The 16126-nt window shown below is 69.2% G+C and carries 20 protein-coding genes and 1 pseudogene; 6 read left to right on the forward strand and 15 right to left on the reverse strand.

From position 1 onward, the window contains the following. Nucleotides 1–3: 3 nt before the first annotated feature. Nucleotides 4–180: a hypothetical protein gene (locus tag C1737_RS20260; protein ID WP_304442231.1), complete on the forward strand. Its 177-nt coding sequence runs from the start codon at nt 4–6 to the stop codon at nt 178–180. Here C1737_RS20260 and C1737_RS20265 read toward each other — a convergent pair. After that, nucleotides 177–818: a TetR/AcrR family transcriptional regulator gene (locus C1737_RS20265; protein WP_102419303.1), complete on the reverse strand. Its 642-nt coding sequence runs from the start codon at nt 816–818 to the stop codon at nt 177–179. The two genes, C1737_RS20260 and C1737_RS20265, sit on opposite strands and share 4 nt — an antisense overlap. Before the next feature lie 76 nt (nt 819–894). On the opposite strand from C1737_RS20265, the gene C1737_RS20270 reads away from it, so the two are divergent. Beyond that, complete coding sequence (locus C1737_RS20270; RefSeq protein WP_102419304.1) at nt 895–2364, forward strand: NAD(P)/FAD-dependent oxidoreductase; 1470 nt, start codon at nt 895–897, stop codon at nt 2362–2364. On the opposite strand, the gene rraA is transcribed toward C1737_RS20270, so the two are convergent. The 9 genes from rraA to C1737_RS26910 all read right to left on the reverse strand — a co-directional run bounded on the left by rraA (nt 2361) and on the right by C1737_RS26910 (nt 8010). Beyond that, nucleotides 2361–2840, reverse strand: a complete 480-nt coding sequence (gene rraA, locus C1737_RS20275) for a ribonuclease E activity regulator RraA (protein WP_102419305.1) — start codon at nt 2838–2840, stop codon at nt 2361–2363. The two genes, C1737_RS20270 and rraA, sit on opposite strands and share 4 nt — an antisense overlap. 29 nt (nt 2841–2869) lie before the next feature. Continuing rightward, entirely contained in the window at nt 2870–3310 is a 441-nt protein-coding gene (locus tag C1737_RS27445) for a nucleoid-structuring protein H-NS (RefSeq protein WP_067925789.1), read from the reverse strand. 97 nt (nt 3311–3407) lie between these two features. Next, nucleotides 3408–3920, reverse strand: coding sequence for a copper resistance CopC family protein (locus C1737_RS20285; protein WP_102419306.1), 513 nt, complete (start codon nt 3918–3920; stop codon nt 3408–3410). Then, a complete protein-coding gene (locus tag C1737_RS20290) occupies nt 3917–4600 on the reverse strand; it encodes a YcnI family protein (RefSeq protein ID WP_102419307.1) in 684 nt (227 codons plus the stop codon). The genes C1737_RS20285 and C1737_RS20290 overlap by 4 nt, the downstream gene beginning before the upstream one ends. A gap of 7 nt (nt 4601–4607) precedes the next feature. Next, nucleotides 4608–5264 carry a DUF6474 family protein gene (locus tag C1737_RS20295; protein WP_067925798.1) on the reverse strand — a complete coding sequence of 219 codons (657 nt, stop codon included), beginning with the start codon at nt 5262–5264 and terminating at the stop codon, nt 4608–4610. A 136-nt stretch (nt 5265–5400) separates the two neighbouring features. After that, nucleotides 5401–5799 carry a helix-turn-helix transcriptional regulator gene (locus C1737_RS20300; RefSeq protein ID WP_102419308.1) on the reverse strand — a complete coding sequence of 133 codons (399 nt, stop codon included), beginning with the start codon at nt 5797–5799 and terminating at the stop codon, nt 5401–5403. A 542-nt stretch (nt 5800–6341) separates the two neighbouring features. Continuing rightward, on the reverse strand, nt 6342–6875 hold the full coding sequence (locus tag C1737_RS20305) for a peptidase (protein ID WP_067925804.1): 534 nt from the start codon (nt 6873–6875) through the stop codon (nt 6342–6344). A 195-nt stretch (nt 6876–7070) separates the two neighbouring features. Further along, nucleotides 7071–7694: a superoxide dismutase gene (locus tag C1737_RS20310; RefSeq protein WP_067925807.1), complete on the reverse strand. Its 624-nt coding sequence runs from the start codon at nt 7692–7694 to the stop codon at nt 7071–7073. A 160-nt stretch (nt 7695–7854) separates the two neighbouring features. Further along, a complete protein-coding gene (locus C1737_RS26910; RefSeq protein WP_197509347.1) occupies nt 7855–8010 on the reverse strand; it encodes a hypothetical protein in 156 nt (51 codons plus the stop codon). A 438-nt stretch (nt 8011–8448) separates the two neighbouring features. On the opposite strand from C1737_RS26910, the gene C1737_RS20315 reads away from it, so the two are divergent. Beyond that, on the forward strand, nt 8449–9492 hold the full coding sequence (locus C1737_RS20315) for a DUF4328 domain-containing protein (protein WP_102419309.1): 1044 nt from the start codon (nt 8449–8451) through the stop codon (nt 9490–9492). Continuing rightward, nucleotides 9489–10313: a glycerophosphodiester phosphodiesterase gene (locus C1737_RS20320; RefSeq protein ID WP_067925810.1), complete on the forward strand. Its 825-nt coding sequence runs from the start codon at nt 9489–9491 to the stop codon at nt 10311–10313. The genes C1737_RS20315 and C1737_RS20320 overlap by 4 nt, the downstream gene beginning before the upstream one ends. Here the strand turns inward: C1737_RS20320 and C1737_RS20325 are convergent. Next, nucleotides 10310–11500, reverse strand: coding sequence for an LCP family protein (locus tag C1737_RS20325; RefSeq protein ID WP_068096587.1), 1191 nt, complete (start codon nt 11498–11500; stop codon nt 10310–10312). The genes C1737_RS20320 and C1737_RS20325 overlap by 4 nt on opposite strands. A gap of 45 nt (nt 11501–11545) precedes the next feature. Further along, a complete protein-coding gene (locus C1737_RS20330) occupies nt 11546–12349 on the reverse strand; it encodes a DUF2470 domain-containing protein (RefSeq protein WP_102420042.1) in 804 nt (267 codons plus the stop codon). 91 nt (nt 12350–12440) lie between these two features. Here C1737_RS20330 and pheA point away from each other — a divergent pair, with 91 nt between their 5' ends. Together pheA and C1737_RS20340 are read left to right on the forward strand one after the other, a co-directional pair. Further along, complete coding sequence (gene pheA / locus C1737_RS20335; RefSeq protein ID WP_102419310.1) at nt 12441–13391, forward strand: prephenate dehydratase; 951 nt, start codon at nt 12441–12443, stop codon at nt 13389–13391. Continuing rightward, nucleotides 13388–14074 (forward strand): histidine phosphatase family protein, encoded by a 687-nt coding sequence (locus C1737_RS20340; protein ID WP_067925820.1) that lies wholly within the window; start codon nt 13388–13390, stop codon nt 14072–14074. The genes pheA and C1737_RS20340 overlap by 4 nt, the downstream gene beginning before the upstream one ends. Nucleotides 14075–14081: 7 nt before the next feature. Here C1737_RS20340 and C1737_RS20345 read toward each other — a convergent pair whose 3' ends face one another. From C1737_RS20345 to C1737_RS20355, 3 genes and pseudogenes are all read right to left on the reverse strand, one after another. Then, nucleotides 14082–14273, reverse strand: a complete 192-nt coding sequence (locus C1737_RS20345; RefSeq protein WP_068056628.1) for a hypothetical protein — start codon at nt 14271–14273, stop codon at nt 14082–14084. Continuing rightward, nucleotides 14270–14694 (reverse strand): annotated as a pseudogene (locus C1737_RS20350) (metallopeptidase family protein). The gene C1737_RS20345 and the pseudogene C1737_RS20350 overlap by 4 nt, the downstream one beginning before the upstream one ends. Nucleotides 14695–14698: 4 nt before the next feature. Then, nucleotides 14699–16048, reverse strand: coding sequence for a septum formation family protein (locus C1737_RS20355; RefSeq protein ID WP_067925830.1), 1350 nt, complete (start codon nt 16046–16048; stop codon nt 14699–14701). Nucleotides 16049–16126: the final 78 nt, after the last annotated feature.

Here is a 16126-nt window from a genome sequence, read left to right on the forward strand (position 1 = left end):
CGGGTGGGTGACGCCATCCAATGGTGGCGACCCGCTTCGCCCGGCTACGCCGCGCTTGCGATCGCCACGTTCCGATGGTGGCGACCCGCTTCGCCCGGCTACGCCGCGCTTGCGATCGCCACGTTCCGATGGTGGCGACCCGCTTCGCCCGGCTACGCCGCGCTTGCGATCGCCACCTAGCCGGTTTCGCCGTAGATGCTCGTCACCCAGATGTGGGTGAGGGTGTCGACGACCCGGTCCTCGTCGACCGCCGGCGTCTCGGCGGACAACGCGGCCATCATCGTGCGCTCGTTCATCTGGTTCAGTGAGGTCGCCAGGTCCGCCGCCGGAATCGTCTCCGGGGCGGCGCCGCGAGCGCGTTCCGCGGTGATCATGGCCGCCGTCTGATCGATCCACTTCTGCATGAACCCCAACCACACGACCCGCAACTCGGAGCTCGTCGCCAAGGCCTCGGTGGCGGCGCGGGCCAGCCGGCGGTGCGAACTGAACGCCTTGTAGAACGCCTTGATGCCGTTACGCCACACCCGGCGCGGATCCTCCGGCAGCCGTTGGACGGCCCCGTCGAACTCGGAGTCGGCGCGCGCGATCACCGGCTCCAGCAGGGAGAGCAGCACTGCTTCCTTGGACTTGAAATAGAAGTAGAACGTCGGGCGCGACAACCCCGCCCCTTTGGCCAGGTCGTCGACGGAGATGTCGGTGAACGAGCGCTGCTCCAGCAGCCGTTCGGCGGTCGCCAGGATCGCCTGTTCACGGTCGTCGCCGGAGGGGCGGATGGCGCGGCGGCCACGCAGGGCACGGGTCTGGCCGGCGGTAGTCACGCCCGTTACTTTACACAGCGTCGAAAGTTTCGACACAGCGTTGACTCAATCGACAGCACGTTGATAGCGTGGCCGCATGAGTGAGCACCTTGACGTGATCATCGTGGGCGCCGGCATCTCCGGGATCAGCGCGGCGTGGCACCTGCAGGAGCGCTGCCCGACCAAGAGCTACGCGATCCTCGAACGCCGCGACGACCTGGGCGGCACCTGGGACCTGTTCAAATACCCGGGCATCCGGTCGGACTCTGACATGTTCACCCTCGGGTTCCGGTTCAAGCCCTGGCGCTCGGCGCAGTCGATCGCCGAGGGCGCCGACATCAAGAACTACATCAAGGAGGCCGCGGTCGAGAACAAGATCGACCGGCACATCCGCTACCGCCAGCGCGTCGTCGCCGCCGATTGGTCCGACGCCGAGAACCGCTGGACCCTGATCGTCGAATCCGATGGCGACCAGCGCGAGCTGACGTGTTCGTTCCTGTTCGCCTGCACCGGCTACTACAACTACGACGAGGGATATTCGCCGATCTTCCCCGGCGCCGAGGACTTCGAGGGCAGGATCGTCCACCCGCAGCACTGGCCGGAGGACCTCGACTACACCGGCAAGAAGATCATCGTCATCGGCTCCGGAGCCACCGCGATCACGCTGATCCCGGCGCTGGTGAACACCGGCTCTGGCCACGTCACGATGCTGCAGCGCTCGCCGACGTACATCGGCTCGCTGCCCGGGATCGACCCGTTCGCCGAGCAGGCCAACCGGTTGCTGCCGGGCCGGCTGGCGCACATCGCGAATCGCTGGAAGGCCATCGCGTTCAGCACCTTCCAGTACCAGCTGTCGAGGAAGCGCCCGGCCTACATGCGCAAGACGTTGATGACCATGGCCAAGCGGCGCCTGCCGGAGGGCTACGACGTCGAAAAGCACTTCGGTCCGCGGTACAACGTGTGGGATCAGCGGCTGTGCCTGGCCCCCGACGGCGATTTCTTCCGCACCATCCGGCACGGCAAGGCCGACGTCGTCACCGACACCATCGACCGGTTCACCAAGACGGGGATCAGGCTCACCTCGGGCGAGGAACTGCAGGCCGACATCATCATCACCGCAACGGGATTGAACATGCAGTTACTGGGCGGGGTGCGGCCCACCCGAAACGGGGAGCCGATCGAGCTGACATCGTTGATGACCTACAAGGGCCTGATGTTCTCCGGCGTGCCCAACTTCGCGATCACCTTCGGCTACACCAACGCGTCGTGGACCCTCAAGGCCGACCTGGTCTCCGAGTTCGTCTGCCGGCTGCTGAACTACATGGACGACAAGGGATTTGACTTCGTTGAGCCGCAGCACCCCGGCGCCGACGTCGACGAACTGCCGTTCATGGACTTCAACCCTGGCTATTTCCAGCGCTCGATGCACCTGCTGCCCAAGTCGGGGTCGCGCGCCCCATGGCGGCTCAAGCAGAACTACCTCTTCGACATGCGCACCATCCGGCGCGGCAAGGTTGACGACGAGGGCCTGCGATTCGCGAAAAAGCGTGCGCCGGTTGCGGTTTAGGGCTTGACGGCGACGATGCCGTCGTCGTCGCTGTAGGCGATCTCACCCGGGACGAACGTCACCCCACCCAGCGTGACCTCGACGTCGCGCTCGCCGGCTCCGGTCTTGCTGCTCTTGCGGGGGTTGGTGCCCAGCGCCTTGATGCCGATGTCGAGGCCACGCAGCGCGGCGGCGTCACGCACCGCGCCGTTGACGATGAGGCCGGCCCAGCCGTTGGCGCGGGCCAGCTCGGCGATGACGTCGCCGACCAGCGCCGAGTGCAGCGAGCCGCCGCCGTCGATCACCAGCACGCCGCCCGCACTCGGCTGGGACAGCACGGATTTCAGCAGCGCGTTGTCTTCGAAGCAGCGCACCGTGCTGATCGGCCCGGCGAATTGGTGGCGGCCACCGAACTGGCGGAATTGGACGTCGCAACTGCGTACGTCGGGTCCGATGTCGTCGACGAGGTCGGCGGTCGGCTGGAATGACACGGTCACGCCTGACACGGTAGCGGCTACGCGGGCGCTCAGTGGCGCCGCAGCTGCCGGATCAACAGGATCGCCAGCAGGCTGACGGCCAGGGCGACGATCAACGGCACCGGCGACTGGCTCAGGACCGAACCGCGAACGTCGGGGGAAACCGGGTTGTTGGCGGCATCGACTGTGGATTTTGCTTGTGCCGCAGCGTCTTTGGCGGCCGCGGTGAGATCGCCGTTGCTTTCGATTCGCTGCTGCACCTCAAGCGGTGGCTCGGCGGCCTTCGCGGGGGGCTGGACGGCTTTGGCGGGTGCCTTCTTCGCCGGTGCCTTCTTCGCCGGTGCCTTTTTGGCGGGCGCCTTTTTCGCAGGAGCTTTCTTGGCGGGAGCTTTCGCGGCCTTCTTGACCGCCTTGGCCGGAGGCTTCTTTTCCGGCGGCGGGGTCGATGCGCCGTCGGGTTCGCTGTTGGGTTGGTCCTGCGGGTCTGCCATGCGGCCGCTCCTTGAGCAATCTTTCAGTAGTTCTCTAGCCGACGCGGGTTCTTCGAACCCATCATGCCAGCACGGGTGCGGGCGCCTCGGCCGCCGGTCACGGTCGGCGCCGCAGCGCCCACACAGCGCCTCCGGCGACGAGCACCGCCGCCACCACGACGAACGGCCACACCGGGACCGCCGAGTCCCGGCCTCCGGCGTGGTCCCCGCCCGCCGGAGGCCCCGGAGTGCCGGTGCCCGGCACGGTCAGCCGGAACGACCAGGATCCGGAGACCACGTGACCGTCGGCGGAGGTCACCCGGTAATTGACGGTGTAGGTCCCGGCCGGCCCCAGCGGCCGCAGGCCGATGCCGACCACCGCGCCCCGCACCGTGGGGTCGCCGGCGGACCACACGTTGCCGTCGGGCCCGACGACGGTCATGGCCGCGAACGTGGTCTGCAGCTGTTCGTTGAAGGTAGCGCTGACCTGCTCGGGACCGGTCGTGAGGATCGCTTTGTCGGCCGGATCGGTGGAGACGCGAGCGGCGTGCGCCGATGCCGCCGGCGCCGTCAGGGTGGCGATCATCAGCAGGGCGCCGACGCATGCGGCGGCGGCCGCCAACCGCCTCATGTCCGTCGGCGGATCAGCGCAATGCAGACTCCCAGCGCGGCGAGGACCAGGGCCGCGCCGCCCAACAGTCGGGCGGTGTCGTCCGCGGATCTGGGCTGCGGCGGCGCGGTCGCCTGCTCGGTCGGCTGCCCGGGCGCCGGGTGGTGGTCGTGCGGCGCCACGGGTCCGGCGGCGAGTGCCAGCGTGGGCACGGGGTGTTCGGGTTCGCCGCCGCCGGGCTGCGGCGGCTGGTCCCACTTCACGACGGCTCCGTCCGAATAGGTCTGCGTGGCCGGGAAGCTGGCGGTCTCGGTGTCGGGCAGCTTCACCGAGATCCGGAACAGCGCGAATTGATCGGCCGCGATCCCGCCGCCCGGCGCGGCCGTCCACGTCACCGAGTGCACGGCGCCCGATGCCGCGTCGCGGTCGAGCTTGATCGTCCACCCCGGCATGCTCTCGGCCCGCGCCGAGGCCACGTCGGGCAGGGCGACACTCAGAGCGGTGGTTAGCGCGCCCGTGTTGGATTCGTTGGGGACCTGAAAGGTGACGACTGCCATGGCGCCGCGCACCGCGTCGTCGCTGCTGGCGTGGACGTGTGCCCCGGCCGCCGGAAGGTGGGCCGCAGAGGCCAGGTAGAGGGCGACGGCGGCGGCCACCGCGATCGGGAGGCGGGCCAGCCTCGACAGTCTGCGCGGGCGCATCCGTGCGTCAGCTCAGCCCGAGCCGGGCCATCAGGTCCGCCTCGATGCCGTCGAGCTGCGACGAGATCGCGGCGTGGGCCGCCCGGCGTCGCGCGGCCGGCATGTTCTCCGCGGCGGTGACGGCCGCCGACAGGTCGGTGAGCCGCTCGGTGATGGCCGCTACGAACTGTTTGGTTTCGGCGTCCTTGGGCTTCTTGTCCTGCACGGCCCGCAGCGACTTCTCCGCTCCGGCGATCCGGGCGGACAGCTGCGCGCCGTGGCCGGAGAACTGCCCGATCTGGGCGAGAGGTATCCCGAGTCGATCCGCGCGGCGCTGATCGATCAGCGCACGCGCCGAGACCGCGCCGCGATAGATGACCGGCGTGAGGACCGGCGCAAGCAACCGGGACACGGTCAGCGCCCGCCTGATGCGCGCCGGCGAAAAGATCTTGCCCTCGCGCGCCGCTTTGAGTTCGGCCTCGGCGACCTTCAACGCGGTCCGGTCGCTGTCCCGTTGGGCCTTGATCTGCGCCCTGAGGGCCTTGGCCTCCGCACGTTGGGCCGCCTTGTAACGGCGGGTCTCGTTCCTGGCGGCGAGCTTGGCCTCCAGCTTCGCGCGGGCCTTGATCGCACGGGCTTCGGCGCGACGCGTCGCGCGACTCTTTCGCTTGCGGAACAGGCCCATACCCGGCCGCCTCCCCGGTCTCTCGTGGACTATCGCTTTCGCGCGTGCGCGATCCGTGAGCCAACCCTAATCGGAATGGGCGGGCGGGAGCCCTCCAGGTAGGGGCTGGCCAGCCGAGTGCGGGCGCGGGCTCGCGCTATGCGTCCAAGTGCTCCGCGCGGCGCAGCTCGTTGACCCGCTGCATGACCTCGTGCTGGGCCTCGGGGGATAACTCGGATGCGCGCAGGGCAATGCGGCGCACCCCGTCATCGCGAATCGTGGCCAGGAACGACAGCTCCTTGTCGAGCTTCTCGTAGTACTCGTCGTCGGTGAAGTAAGCCGGCTTGATGCGGAAGAAGTTGGCCAATGCGGCCATCGTCGCCGCCGACGGGTTGGTGCGGTTGCCCGACCGCAACTGCGAGAGGTACGGAGCCGACATCGTGACGCCCTCAGCCTTGAGCGCCGCGATCACTTCCGCGGAGGTGTGCGGCCCGCGTCCGGGCGGATACACCGTGTCGAACAGGCGGTTCAGGCGAGCAGCGAACGTCGTGCTCATTGGATATGACCTCCACTTGGCTGTAGAAGTGAACTATTACCTAGGTGTATTTGCTGATCATGGTAGCGAGGGTTGGTGTACCTAACCAGGTGCAAACCCCCACGTATTCGGGCCGGGCGTAGCTGTAGCTTGCCGGTGCCACACTTGACGAGCGTCTAACTGATTCGCTGGGGTGTCCACTAAATCTGCGAAACTCACAGGTTATCCGCAGAATCCGGCCTTCCGGCCAAGGTGGCGGGGCGGCGGCGCCGCGCTCGGCGAAGTGTAGAATGCGGACGTGCTGGGCAGGCGCACCGCAACGGGGCAGCAATTTATGCTTGCTTAACGCCTTATTTGCTGTCGGGTCCTTACCGCGCCCGGAATTCGGCGCGTGTGGCCGTGTCGGGGATGTGAATCGGCGTTCGTCGCGCGGTATCAGCCGCCGACTGCCGGCCGGGCCACGCGGGGTGGCGTGCGCGAAGCGGCCGACCTGACCGCGACCCCTTCAGACCGACCGGACCGGCACGCGGGACGGGCGGTAGTGCGAGCACCGGGTCGAACGATTACGCGGCAAGCAGCATCGCCAGAATCGCGGTGTCCGGGTGGGAGATGGGGTCCACGCCGACTCGGCTCACCATGGACGTGATGGTCCCGTCCGCCTCGGCCTCCACCCAGGCCGCCCGATGCTCGAGTCCCAGATACGGCAACCCGGGCAGCAGGACGCATCCCGACGCCGCGCCGCTGCATTCCGGCAGGGAAGGGGTGGTCTCCGAGGGGGGATGCAACATCAGCAGCGCCGGGGGCTGGTGATCGGCGAAATAGCCTGGCTGGATTGCCGATTCACCGAAGACGGTGCCCTCGGCGAGCACCAGGCCGACGGTGCCCGGCTCGGGGGCGTCGGGTAACTCCTCCCGGGCGCCGAACACCGTTGTCGTGGAGAGCAATCCGGGAAGTGACGCCACCCTGACCGCGACCATCAGCAACTGGGCCCACTCTTTGGTCGAATCGGGCCAACGCCCGGAGATCACAAACCCTTTCAGGGCACCACGAGCATGGAAAGGGGAAACCCCTATCGGGCGGTCAGACCCAGTCTCCATTTTCGACCTCCGCGCGACGCCTCCATCCGATTAACCACACTGGTAGCTCGAATGATTAAGCATGCCTGCGGGTTCGGCGCCGTGCAACCCGACACGGCCAGTGGCGCACATGTTCTCGGAATGCCCGATTTCTCGCCGGACAAACGACAGGGGCGCCGCGCATGCCGCGCGACGCCCCTGCCGATCGAGGTGGACTCAGCCGAAGATCAACCCGCCGGTCTTCGACGTGGCCGCCGCGTACCGCTTCTGCACGTCGGCCCAGTTGACGACGTTCCAGAACGCCTTGACGTAGTCCGCCTTGACGTTCTTGTACTGCAGGTAGAAGGCGTGCTCCCACATGTCGACCTGCAACAGCGGAATGATGCCGAGCGGGACATTGGCCTGCTGGTCATACAGCTGGAAGGTGAGCAGTCGATCGCCGAGCGTGTCATAGCCCAGCACCGCCCAGCCCGAACCCTGAAGGCCATTGGCGGCCGCGCTGAACTGGGCGCGGAACTTGTCGAACGACCCGAACTGGTCGTCGATCGCGGCGGCCAGGTCGCCGGTGGGCTTGTCGCCGCCGTCCGGCGACAGATTCTTCCACCAGATCGAGTGGTTGACGTGGCCGCCGAGATGAAACGCAAGGTTCTTTTCGTTCAGGAAGATCGCGGCGTGGTCGTCGTTGGCGCGCGCCTCTTCGAGTTTGGCAACGGCGTCGTTCACGCCCTTGACGTACGTGGCGTGGTGCTTAGTGTGATGGATCTCGTTGATCTGACCCGAGATGTGCGGTTCCAACGCTGCATAGTCCCAGTCCAAATCGGGCAGGGTGTATTCAGCCACGGCGTTCCTTTCTTCGATTGTCTACTAACGCTCATTCGCGCGGGCCTGCCACGCGGCGGCCAGCCGTAGACAACCCTGCTCCATGACTGCACGGACCGCAAGAATGGCTATCAGCCCCGAAGGCGGATACCCGCTCGGCGGCGAATCAAGACAGTTGGGATCAAGACAAAACGATGAGGGCGAGGACCGCCAGCAGCGCGAGGGCGATCAGCCCGGCACGTAAGGCGGCGACGCTGTAGCTGTGGTTCCACGCGGGCGAGCCGGAGTACGACCTCGAGGGGGCCGGTGAACCCGGACCGAACGAATGCGTGGCCATCAATCGCCTTTCACCCGCTCCTCACCCCGCGACAGTGAGGTGAGTCACAAACAATTTTTCGCGAACGCGATCATAACGCCTCAGGGCGGGCTTGGAAAACGACGCACTGAACTGCGGGTTGGCGCAGGTGATCGGCCGCAGAATGTGACCGGCGGTCACTCGCGCTGCGCTTCGGGTGCTTAGCAAGGCAACCCATTTCGCTCGACGGCGGTGGCGGGCTGTCCATGGCAAGACAAAAAGACCGCGGTGTTATCCACATGTCGAACCACGGCTAGCCGGTAGTGCTGTAGTAATGCTTCCCTTACCCACCGTCCGCGTGTGGATAAACCTGTGGAAACTGTGGATAGCCACGGGCGTTGGGTAGATAGCCGACTGGGCTCAGCTCGGCCGGGCCGCCGCGTCCCGCGGCGCGCATCGTCGCGAGGCTAGGCTAGTCCGGTGATCCAGGTGTGCTCCCAATGCGGCACGCGGTGGAACGTGCGCGAGCGGCAACGCGAGTGGTGTCCCCGCTGTCGGGGAGCGCTGATGGCGCCCTTGGCGGACGCGCCGGCGCCCGACCCGCGGTGGGGCGCAACCAACGCCGCGCCGGCGCCACGGCCGTCCGCGCCGCCGAGTTGGCAGCGCACCCCGCCGCGGCTGCCCCCGGGCTTCCGCTGGATAGCGGTGCGCCCGGGCGCCGCTCCGCCCACCAGGCGCGGACGGCGTCCGCTCGGCCCCACGCCGCGTTATGCCGTGATCCCGCGCTGGGGCCTGGCCGACCGCATCGAGCCAACGCCGGCGGCCGCCCAAACCGGGGCGCACGCGCCGTCGGCGCCGAGGATCCGCACCACGCTGTTCGTCAGCGTCCTCACCCTCGGCATAGCCGCCCTGGTCTACGCGGTGCGGTACGTGCTGTTGATCATCAATCGGAACACCTTGTTGAACTCCTGGGTCGCCGCCGGGGCGGACTGGCTCGGCATCCTGGCCAGCGTCGCCGCGATCGCGGCGGTGTTTACTTCCGGCGTGATGCTGATCCGCTGGCTGATCGCCCGCCGCGCCGCCGTGTTCGCGCACCACGGTCTGCCCGAGCCGCGGTCCACCCGAACGCTGTGGGCGGGGTGCATCGTGCCGCTGGCCAATCTGTTGTGGGCGCCGGTCTACGTCATCGAGCTGGCGATCCTGGAAGAGCACTACGGCCGGATACGTCGACCCATCGTCCAGTGGTGGATCGCGTGGGTCGCCAGCTACCTGGTCTCCGTCTTCGCCATGGCGACCAGCTTCGCCAGGGATGCCCAGGGCATCGCCAACAACACGATGACGATGGTTTTCGCCTACCTGCTCGCCGCACTCACCGTGGCCGCCGCGGCCCGGGTCTTCGAGGACTTCGAGCGCAAACCGGTCGAGCGGCCCGCGCACCGCTGGGTCGTGGTCTCCAACGACTCGGCGCCGACATCGCGCCCGGTTGAGCTGGAGGGTCAGGAAGCGGCAGCATTAGGCGTATGACGTGGGCCGAGGAGGTGCTCGCCGGGCACCCCTTTGTGGTAGCCCACCGCGGCGCGTCGGCCGCCAGGCCCGAACACACGCTGGCCGCCTATGACCTCGCGCTCAAGGAAGGCGCCGACGGCGTGGAATGCGACGTGCGCCTGACCCGCGACGGCCACCTGGTGTGTGTCCACGATCGCCGGCTGGACCGGACCTCGACCGGGGCCGGCTTGGTCAGCACGATGACCCTTGCCGAGCTGCGCGAGCTCGAGTACGGGGCGTGGCACGACAGCTGGCGCGAAGACGGCACCCACGGTGACACCAGCCTGCTGACACTGGACGCCCTGGTCTCGCTCGTTCTGGACTGGCGGCGGCCGGTCAAGCTGTTCATCGAGACCAAGCACCCGGTCCGCTACGGCTCGCTGGTGGAAACCAAGCTGCTGGCGCTGCTGCACCGGTTCGGCATCGCCGCCCCTCCCTCCGCCGACCGGTCCCGCGCGGTGGTGATGTCGTTCTCGGCGGCCGCGGTCTGGCGGATCCGGCGGGCCGCCCCGCTGCTGCCGACCGTGCTGCTCGGCAGGACCGCGCGCTACTTGACCAGCGGCGCGGCCACCGCCGTCGGCGCCACCGCCGTCGGGCCGTCGCTGGCGACGTTGAAGGAATATCCCCAGCTCGCGGACCGCGCGATCGCCCAGGGCCGGGCCGTGTACTGCTGGAATGTCGACGAGTATGACGATCTCGACTTCTGCCGCGATGTCGGGGTGGCGTGGCTCGCCACCCACCACCCGGGCCGGACGAAGGCCTATCTGCAGAACGGCCGCGGCGGCGAGGGGTGCGACTAGTCCGGCGGAGCCGTCGGCACGGGCGCGTCGGAGGCCAGCGCCTCGAACAACCGGCTGGCCTCGTCGTGGTTCCACACCACTACCGATCCGGCGTCGCCGTTGGTGAACTCCCCGATCGGGACGGTCATGGCGGTGGGGGAGCCGTGCAGTCCCCAGCCGAGGCGGGCCAGGTCCCAGACATGGTCGCCGCGGTCAACGGTCAGGGCGTCGGCGACCGCGCGCGGCACCGAGTACCAGCGCCACGGGTTCAGCCACACCGCGGGGCTGCCGGCTGCGCGCAGCAGCGCCGCGACGAATTGCCGCTGGTTGACCATCCGGTCCAGGTCGGCCCGCGGGGTGTCGCGCGTCCGGACGTATCCGAGGGCGTTGCGGCCGTTGAGCTTCTGGCAGCCGGCGGGCAGGTTGATCCCGGCCAAGGGGTCGTCAAGCGGAGCCGTCGGACACACCGTCACCCCGCCCAGCGCGTCGACCACGCCGGCGAACCCGCCGAATCCGATCTCGGCGTAGTGGTCGAGGCGCAACCCCGTGGCCTGTTCCACCGTCTGAACCAGCAAGCCGGCCCCGCCCATCGCGAAGGCGGCGTTGATCTTGTCCTTGCCGTGGCCGGGAATGGGGACGTAGGAGTCCCGCGGTATCGACACCATCGTCACCCGCCCGCCGGACCACAGCTCGGGCAGGTGTACCAGCAGGATGGTGTCGGTCCGGCTGCTGCCGATGTCACCGCCGGTGGCCAGGTTCTCCTGCTGCTCGGGGCTGAGGCCTTGGCGGCTGTCGGAGCCGACGAGCAGCCAGTTCGTCCCCCGGCCTGGTCCGGGGCGTCCCGGATAGTCGGTGAGAACGTCGTCGCGGTGCAGCCTGCTGTCGAACCACACGGCCCCGCATACCGCACCTATGCCGACCAGCAGGACGCCGATCACCAGGGTCGAGGCGAACGCCCGCGTCCAGCGGCGCCAGCCGCGCCTGCGACGTGGCCCCGGCGCGGTGGGCCGGGGCGGCGGGCCGGGCGGTTGTCGGGTGCGCGGCGCCGATGGGACAGGGCGCGGCGTCTGGGGTGCTGGAGGGGGTGGCGTCGGCCGACGCAGCGGCGTGGTCTGTTCGGCCGGTGTCGTGGGGTGGGCCCCGCGGCGAATCACCGGCGACGGTTCGGTACGCGGCTCGGGCCGCTGCGCTGGTCGATCGCCGTTCACCTGGTTAACGTACGCGGCCGGGTCGGCCCGACACGACCGGTTGGGCTACCGGCGGGCGTGCAGGCCGTTGATGAACGGACACCCCATCAGCACCCGGATGGCCTGGCTCAATCCGGTCATGTCGTCCACCGGCTTGTGGAAGGGCAGCCGGACGTCGTGGTCGCGGTCCTTGCCTTCGACGCGGAACCGCACGCCGTAGCGGTCGAGGCCGAGGGGGCGGACCTGCCCGCGACGCAACGGCGCCGGGAGCCGGGACACCAGCCGCGCAACCACGTCGCTGTGGGCGGTGTCCAAGTGCCACAGCAGGTTCGACTCGATCTCACAGAACGGGTCGGGCCGGGCCGCCAGGAGATCCTCGACGCTGACCGGCTCGGCGCCGGTGGCGTCGGTGACGACGACGGACGCGATCTCCAGCCGGACCAGCGTGTACCGGGGTTCCTGCCCGTCCGATGGCGCGCACCTCGGGGTGTCGACCTGGAGCAACGCCGGGTGTGGCCACTCGGCGGCGATCAGGTCGACCGTCTCGGCGACCTCGGCCGGGTGGAATTCGTGCAGACGCCCGCGCACCCACACCAGTGAGCGCACCGGCTCCCGCAGCGGCAGCGGCGCGTAGTCGGTCAACTCGAGCAGCGCCTGCGATCCTGCGACCCCGCGTTGGGGGTGGCCGTCGCTCTCACTCGGGAGCGCCAGCGCGAACGACCCGTCGGGCAGGAGGTGATGGATGGGCGTCACGACCGGGTCCTGGCGCGGGTGCGCGGTTTCCAGCGCCAGGAGGGCTCCGCCGGCGCGCACGCACGCGCTGCGGATCCGTTCGGCCGTTGTCGGGGCGGGGCACGTCAGCGGTAACACCATTCTCCTCAAATTAGGTAAGCCTAAGTTAACTTAAGTCGGGGGATGCCGCAAGGAGCGGTTTGGCGACGGTCGCCGCTAGGGTTGGGGCGTGGTCCGCATCGCTTATCTCGGTCCGGAAGGGACCTTCACCGAGGCGGCGCTGGCGCAGATCACGGCCACCGGCCTGATCCCGGGCCAGCCGCCCGGCGAGGTCCGGCGCCTGCCGATCGACAGCACCGCCGCGGCGCTGGACACCGTCCGTGATGGCGGTGCCGAATACGCCTGCGTGCCCATCGAGAACTCGATCGACGGCTCGGTGACCCCCACGCTCGACAGCCTGGCCATCGGCTCGCCCCTGCAGGTGTTCGCCGAGACCACCCTGGACGTCGCCTTCACGATCGTCGTCGAGCCCGGTCGCGCCGCCGCCGATGTGCGCACGCTGGCGGCGTTTTCCGTGGCGGCGGCGCAGGTGCGGCATTGGGTCGCGACCCACCTGCCCGACGCCGAGCTGCGGCCCGCCTACTCCAACGCTGACGCGGCTCGTCAGGTGGCCGAAGGTCAGGCCGACGCCGCGGTGACCTCGCCGCTGGCCGCGACCCATTGGGGGCTGGCCGCACTGGCCAGCGGCGTGGTCGACGAGGCCAACGCGTGCACCCGCTTCCTCCTGGTCGGCCCGCCGGGCCCGCCGCCGGCCCGCACCGGCGCCGACCGGACGTCGGTGGTGCTGCGCATCGACAACGCGCCCGGTGCGCTGCTGGGCGCGCTGACCGAATTCGGGATCCGAGGCATCGACCTGACCCGGATCGAATCCCGCCCGACCCGGACGGCACTGGGCACCTACGTGTTCTTCGCCGACTGCGTGGGCCACATCGACGACGACGCGGTGGCCGAGGCACTCAAAGCGCTGCACCGGCGTTGTGCAGATGTGCGATACCTGGGATCTTGGCCGACGGGCTCGCCCGCGGGTGTGCTGCCGCCGCCCGCCGACGAGGCGGCCCGCTGGCTGTCGCGGCTCCGAGAGGGCAAACCGGAAACCGCTGCCGGGGGGATCGAGCTATGACCGGCCGGCTGGTGTTACTGCGACACGGCCAGTCCTACGGCAACGTCGAGCGCAGGCTGGACACCCGCCCCCCGGGGGCCGAGCTGACGCCGCTGGGCCGCGACCAGGCCCGCGCCTTCGCCCGCGGTGCGGGACGCCCGGCGCTGCTGGCTCACTCGGTGGCGATCCGCGCGTCGCAGACGGCGGGGGTCATCGGCGGCGAACTGCAGATGGCCGCCACCGAGGTCGCCGGGATCCACGAGGTCCAGGTCGGCGGGCTGGAGAACCGCAGCGACGACGACGCGGTCGCGGAGTTCAACGCGATCTACGAGCAGTGGCACCGCGGTGACCTCGATGTCCCGCTGCCCGGCGGGGAAACCGGCAACGACGTCCTGGACCGCTACGTGCCGGTGCTGACCGACCTGCGGCTGCGCTACCTCGACAACCATGACTGGACCGGCGACATTGTCGTCGTCAGCCATGGCGCCGCCATCCGGCTGGCCGCCGCGGTGCTGGCCGGGGTGGACGCCGGCTTCGCGCTGGACAACCACCTGGACAACGCCGAATCGGTGGTGCTGGCTCCCATCACCGACGGGCGCTGGAGCTGCGTGCGGTGGGGCAGCCTGACACCCCCGTTCTACCCCGAGACCGAGGCGACCCCCGTCGCGGACGCGGTGCACTCGAGCACCGACCCGATGGGCTGACGGTCGATCAAACGGCCAGCGCGACGGATTCGAAGCAATCGCAGCCGACCGCGTCGCAGTCGACGACGAAGGCGTGCGGCAACAGCTCGGGGCTGAAGCAGTCCGGCTCCGTGCATTCCGAGCGGCGCAGGGCATGGCGAATGATGGTGCCGTGACAGTGATCTAGACCCGCCCGGCAGTCGCGGCAGTCAGCACTCATGAGCCGTTCATAGCACCGGGCGCGGACAAATCCGGGATGCCGCGCCCGGAAAGCCGGCGCGGCTTAGGTGTCAGGCCCAGCCCAGCTCTTCCAGCCGGTCGTCGTCGATGCCGAAGTGGTGGGCGATCTCGTGGATCACCGTGATCGCCACCTCCTCGACGACCTCGTCGTCGGATTCGCAGACGTCCAGCAGCGCCTCGCGGTAGATGGTGATCGCGTCGGGCAGGGACCCGGCGTAGTCGGAGTCGCGCTCGGTCAGGGCGACCCCTTCGTACAGCCCGAGCAGTTCGCCGTCCTCGGGGTGGCGATCTTCGACCAGGACGACGACGTTGTCCATCGCCGCCGCCAGCTCGGGCGGGATCAGGTCGAGCGCGTCGGAAACCAGTTCGTCGAACCGCTGCGGGTCCATCCGCGCGGGCACTCGGTCAGCCCCCGGGTGCCGGCCCTGGAGGCGGTGCCTCCCCCGCCGCGGGGGGCGCTCCGGCGTCCTGGGGAGGAGGAGGCGCCTGGGGCGGCGCCCCGGCATCCGCGGGCGGCGGCGCCTGGGGGGCCGGGGAATCCGATGCGGGCGCCTGGGAGGGCGTCACCACGGGCTGCTGCCCGGGAAGATGTTGATTGTTCGGCGGGATCTCCGGGGCGGAGCCGGTCTGGGTCGACGGCGACTGGGCCGGCACCTGCAGCGGAATCGGTGGCATCGTGAGCCGCTCTTCGGGAATGTCGGGCGGCGGCACTGGCGGCTGGCCGTTGATCAGCAACTGCCCCTTGGCGCTGTTGACCAGCGTGGCCCAGCCGCCGTTGCCCAGCGTCGCGCCGATGCTGCAGGCGACCTCGCGGCTCCCGGCCGTCCAGCTGGCCAGCGGCACGGTGGGGTAGATCAGCGTCAAAGTGGTGGTGCGCAACTTGACCGGAGCCAGGTAGGCATCAGTCATCTTGGTGCACTGATCCTTGATGAAGCCGTCCTGGTCGGGCTCCGCCGGCAGCGCGCCGGGGAACTTCTCGGCCAGGTTGACCGTGCCCGTCACCTCCATCGCGTGCGGCGCGCCACACTCCACCGGGGCGTCGATCGGCTGGTTGGTGGTCGAGTCGATGCCCAGGCACGTGCCGGCCGGCCAGACCTTGGACTGGTCGACGTCGGCGACCTTGCCCTTGAAGGCCTGTTGCTGGTTGTTGGTCCCCGGCAGCTGCAGACCGCAGAGCATGCGGCGCTCGCCGGACTGGCGCCAGGCCCGGTCGCCTGGCCACAGCAGGCTGACGGTGAACTTGCTGTTGGGATCGAACTTGGGACCCAGGTAGTTGCGCACGGCGGACTCGCACTGTTCCTGGGTGATCTGCTGAATGCGAGCGGGCGACGGGGGAGCCGCGTTAGGGCCGTACTCGGAGCCTGGGAACGTCCGCATGTCGATCGATTCGGCGACCTCGAACTTGTGATCGTCGGTGCAGTTGACGATCTTCGCCGACTCCGGGGTGGCGTCCGGCCACGTCAGGCAGTCACCGCTGGCCGCCTTGTTGAAGGCGGCGTCGCTCTTGGTTCCGGTGGTGGGCACCGGGTTGCCGTCGAGGTAGCCGGAGAACCGGCCCGCCCCGGTGCCGCCAACCGGCAGCGCCGTGACCAGGCCGGCGATCAGCAGGGCACCCAGCGCGGTGAGCAACAGAGCACGCCTGGTCGCCTGGGCCTGCAGACTCCGCGGCCACCGGAAGCCGGCCTGCGGCTGTTCCGGCGCGGCGGTGGAGGCCTGCGGGGCCTCCGTCTCGGGCGCTTGCGACATCGGCTCCATTCTGACAGGAGCGCTTGTGCCACGTGACAAAAGTTACTGATGTGAGTCCTGGGATGTTGCGGGTGGGACGCTGTGCCA

The sequence above is a fragment of the Mycobacterium sp. 4858 genome, from assembly GCF_900240975.1.
Classification (GTDB): domain Bacteria; phylum Actinomycetota; class Actinomycetes; order Mycobacteriales; family Mycobacteriaceae; genus Mycobacterium.

What these genes read in the sequence shown, in the direction of transcription:
- C1737_RS20285 (WP_102419306.1), bottom strand. Translation starts at nt 3,920, where the DNA reads ATGAGGCGGTTGGCGGCCGCCGCCGCATGCGTCGGCGCCCTGCTGATG.
- C1737_RS20340 (WP_067925820.1), top strand. Translation starts at nt 13,388, where the DNA reads ATGACCGGCCGGCTGGTGTTACTGCGACACGGCCAGTCCTACGGCAAC.
- C1737_RS20320 (WP_067925810.1), top strand. Translation starts at nt 9,489, where the DNA reads ATGACGTGGGCCGAGGAGGTGCTCGCCGGGCACCCCTTTGTGGTAGCC.
- C1737_RS20345 (WP_068056628.1), bottom strand. Translation starts at nt 14,273, where the DNA reads ATGAGTGCTGACTGCCGCGACTGCCGGGCGGGTCTAGATCACTGTCAC.
- C1737_RS20355 (WP_067925830.1), bottom strand. Translation starts at nt 16,048, where the DNA reads ATGGAGCCGATGTCGCAAGCGCCCGAGACGGAGGCCCCGCAGGCCTCC.
- C1737_RS20295 (WP_067925798.1), bottom strand. Translation starts at nt 5,264, where the DNA reads ATGGGCCTGTTCCGCAAGCGAAAGAGTCGCGCGACGCGTCGCGCCGAA.
- C1737_RS27445 (WP_067925789.1), bottom strand. Translation starts at nt 3,310, where the DNA reads ATGGCAGACCCGCAGGACCAACCCAACAGCGAACCCGACGGCGCATCG.
- C1737_RS20300 (WP_102419308.1), bottom strand. Translation starts at nt 5,799, where the DNA reads ATGAGCACGACGTTCGCTGCTCGCCTGAACCGCCTGTTCGACACGGTG.
- C1737_RS20290 (WP_102419307.1), bottom strand. Translation starts at nt 4,600, where the DNA reads ATGCGCCCGCGCAGACTGTCGAGGCTGGCCCGCCTCCCGATCGCGGTG.
- C1737_RS26910 (WP_197509347.1), bottom strand. Translation starts at nt 8,010, where the DNA reads ATGGCCACGCATTCGTTCGGTCCGGGTTCACCGGCCCCCTCGAGGTCG.
- C1737_RS20305 (WP_067925804.1), bottom strand. Translation starts at nt 6,875, where the DNA reads ATGGAGACTGGGTCTGACCGCCCGATAGGGGTTTCCCCTTTCCATGCT.
- C1737_RS20270 (WP_102419304.1), top strand. Translation starts at nt 895, where the DNA reads ATGAGTGAGCACCTTGACGTGATCATCGTGGGCGCCGGCATCTCCGGG.